This window comes from Pseudomonas sp. NPDC087598, from assembly GCF_044743525.1.
GTDB lineage: Bacteria > Pseudomonadota > Gammaproteobacteria > Pseudomonadales > Pseudomonadaceae > Aquipseudomonas.
The window spans coordinates 1-3703 of record NZ_JBIUWQ010000130.1 but is presented as its reverse complement, the minus strand read 5'-3'; the positions used below and the strand labels follow the sequence as shown (position 1 = coordinate 3703).

Annotated in this window: 2 protein-coding genes and 1 pseudogene; all 3 read right to left on the bottom strand. The window is 58.5% G+C overall.

What is annotated here, in order from left to right:
- Positions 1-27 precede the first annotated feature (27 nt).
- Positions 28-2405 (bottom strand): annotated as a pseudogene (gene pheT / locus ACIOWE_RS29905) (phenylalanine--tRNA ligase subunit beta).
- 26 nt (positions 2406-2431) lie between these two features.
- Positions 2432-3448, bottom strand: a complete 1017-nt coding sequence (pheS, locus tag ACIOWE_RS29900; RefSeq protein ID WP_003226365.1) for a phenylalanine--tRNA ligase subunit alpha — start codon at positions 3446-3448, stop codon at positions 2432-2434.
- A gap of 109 nt (positions 3449-3557) precedes the next feature.
- Positions 3558-3703: 50S ribosomal protein L20 (locus tag ACIOWE_RS29895; RefSeq protein ID WP_401398552.1), on the bottom strand; the 146-nt coding region annotated here is incomplete at its 5' end.

The window sequence follows — 3703 nt, the reverse complement described above, 5'->3', positions numbered from 1 at the left end:
CTCAGCTTTCGTCAAAGCCCCCATACGTCACTTCCTTAACGTGGGTTCAACCGTTGTTCGAGCGAGGTGAGGATATTTTGCGTCGTCGAATTCACCTCATCGTCATTAAGAGTGCGCGATGGATGCTGCCAGGTCAAGCCAACTGCAAGGCTTTTTCTATCAGGATCAATGCCTTTACCCTGATAAACGTCAAACAGCCTTAGATCTGTGAGCCATTCGCCTGCATTTTCACGGATTACGTCCAATACAGCCGAGGCTGCAACGTCTTTGTGCGCGATCAGTGCAAGGTCACGACGCACTTCAGGAAAGCGCGACAACTCGTGGAATTTCGGCATTTTACCGAGTGCCACTTCCGCCAGAACCAGCTCAAAAACGAAGACTGGACGATCCAGGCCCAAAGCTTTCGACAGCTCCGGGTGAATGGCGCCGATGAAGCCGACTTCACGCCCTTCGCGCTCGATGCGTGCGGTTTGACCCGGGTGCAGCGCGGGGTGTTTGCCCGGTGCGAAAGTGAACGAGTCCAGTGCACCGGCAAAGCCCAGCACCGCTTCTACGTCAGCTTTGACGTCGAAGAAATCCACAGTGTCGCGACCCTGCGCCCAACCTTCCGGCAGACGGCTACCGCAGACAACACCGGACAACATCGGCTCTTGCTTCAGACCTTCCAGTTGACCAACGAAGCGCAGACCGCTTTCGAACAGACGGACGCGATCCTGCTGACGGTTCAGGTTGTGCTGCAACGCCTTGACCAGACCTGGCCACAGCGACGAGCGCATGGCAGCCATGTCATTGGAGATCGGGTTGGCCAGCAACAGCGGCTCGACGCCCGGGTTGAACAGTTCAAACTGCTTTGGATCGATGAAGCTGTAAGTGATCGCTTCCTGATAACCGCGAGCCACCAGCAGACGGCGCAGTTCCGGCAGATCGCTACGCGCTTCAGCCTTGGCTTGTGGCGCCAGGCGCGCTTGCGGGTAACGAACCGGCAGACGGTTGTAACCGTACAGACGAGCCAGCTCTTCGATCAGATCGACTTCCAGGCTGATGTCGAAGCGATGGCTTGGCACTTCAACGCGCCACTGCCCTGCACCATCGGCGGAGATGTTCAGACCCAAGGCGCTGAGCAGACGCTCGACCTGAGCCGAATCCATTTCCATGCCGAGCATCTGAGTGATGCGCTGGGCACGCAGAGTGATCGGCGCGATCGATGGCAGATGTTGCTCGCTGACGGTCTCGATGATCGGGCCGGCTTCGCCGCCAGTGATTTCCAGCAGCAGGCCGGTGGCGCGCTCCATGGCTTCACGGGCCAGTTGCCAGTCCACGCCACGCTCGTAGCGGTGCGAAGCATCAGTATGCAGGCCGTAGGAACGAGCCTTGCCCGCAACAGCGATCTGGTCGAAGAACGCAGACTCAAGGAATACATCGCGAGTGGTCGCGGACACGCCGCTGTGCTCGCCACCCATCACGCCGGCAATCGCCAGAGCGCGGGTGTGGTCGGCGATCACCAGCGTATCGCTACGCAGGCTGACTTCCTGACCATCAAGCAGGACCAGCTTCTCGCCCTCTTCCGCCATGCGAACACGGATGCCGCCATTGATTTCGGCAAGATCGAAAGCGTGCAGCGGCTGACCCAGTTCGAGCATCACGTAGTTGGTGATGTCGACGGCAGCGTCGATGCTGCGCACTTCGGCGCGACGCAGACGCTCAACCATCCACAGCGGCGTAGGCCTGGACAGGTCAACGTTGCGGATAACACGGCCCAGATAGCGCGGGCAGGCGGCCGGCGCCAGTACTTCTACCGAACGCACTTCGTCGTGCACGGCAGGAATAGTCATCACGACCGGACGGGTGACCGGAACGGCGTACAGCGCGCCGACTTCACGAGCCAGACCGGCCAGGGACAGGCAGTCGCCACGGTTCGGAGTCAGGTCGACCTCGATGCTGGCGTCTTCCAGATCCAGGTACACGCGGAAGTCCTCGCCCACCGGCGCATCGGCCGGCAGCTCCATCAGACCGTCGCTGCCTTCACCGACCTGCAGCTCGGTTTGCGAGCAGAGCATACCGTTGGACTCAACGCCACGCAGCTTGGCCTTCTTGATCTTGAAGTCGCCTGGCAGCTCGGCACCGATCATGGCGAACGGAATTTTCAGGCCCGGACGCACGTTTGGCGCACCGCATACGACCTGGAAAGTTTCCGCACCATTGCTGACCTGGCACACACGCAACTTGTCTGCGTCTGGGTGTTGCTCGGTGCTCAGCACCTCGCCCACCACCACGCCGCTGAATACACCGGCGGCCGGCGTAACGCTATCGACCTCAAGACCGGCCATCGACAGACGAGCAACCAGCTCGTCGCGATCTACCTGCGGGCTAACCCAGCCACGCAGCCATTGTTCACTGAATTTCATCCTGCTCTCCTAAGAATTCGTTACGACTAGCGAAATTGCGCGAGGAACCGCAAGTCGTTGTCGAAGAACAGACGCAAGTCGTTCACGCCGTAACGGAGCATGGCCAGACGCTCGACGCCCATGCCGAAAGCGAAGCCGGAAAATTCTTCCGGATCGATGCCGGACATGCGCAGCACGTTCGGGTGAACCATGCCGCAGCCCATCACTTCCAGCCAGCCGGTCTGCTTGCAGACGCGGCAGCCTTTACCGCTGCACATCACGCATTCCATATCGACTTCAGCAGATGGCTCGGTGAACGGGAAGTACGAAGGACGGAAACGTACGGCCAGTTCTTTCTCGAAGAACACCCGCAGGAATTCTTCGATGGTGCCTTTGAGATCGGCAAAATTGATGTCGCGATCGACCAGCAGGCCTTCGACCTGGTGGAACATCGGCGAGTGGGTGATATCGGAGTCACTGCGATACACACGGCCTGGGCAGACGATGCGGATCGGTGGCTGTTTCGATTCCATGGTGCGGACCTGTACCGGCGAGGTATGGGTGCGCAACAGCATGTTGGCATTGAAATAGAAGGTGTCATGCATCGACCGGGCCGGGTGATGGCCTGGGATGTTGAGCGCTTCAAAGTTGTGATAGTCGTCTTCGACCTCAGGGCCTTCGGCGATGCCGTAGCCAATGCGGGTGAAGAATTGTTCAACACGCTCCAGAGTCCGGGTCACAGGATGCAGACCACCGGAGGTCTGACCACGGCCCGGCAACGTCACATCAATGGACTCGGCGGACAGTTTGGCAGCCAGTTCGGCTTCTTCAAACAGGGCCATGCGCGCATTGAGAACGCCTGTTACACGTTCCTTGGCAACGTTGATAAGGGCGCCGACTTGCGGGCGCTCTTCTGCTGGCAAATTCCCCAGGGTCTTCATCACCTGAGTCAATTCGCCCTTTTTGCCAAGGTATTGAACCCGGATTTGCTCCAGGGCATTGATATCTTCAGCGCTTTGCACAGCCTCTAGTGCTTGAGAGACCAGCGCATCCAGGTTTTCCATGTACAGACTCCAGATACAAAATAGGGGAAGAGCTTGAAGGCTCTTCCCCTATTTAAGACGTTTACCACCTGGCCCCACGGAAGTGAGGCCGGGTGATTGTCGGGGGTACTTAAGCCAAGGTGGCTTTAGCTTTCTCGACAATCGCAGCAAACACCGCTTTTTCGTTCACTGCCAGATCAGCCAGAACCTTACGGTCGATCACTATGGACGCTTTTTGCCGGCCAGCTATTAAACGGCTGTAGGACAGACCGTTTA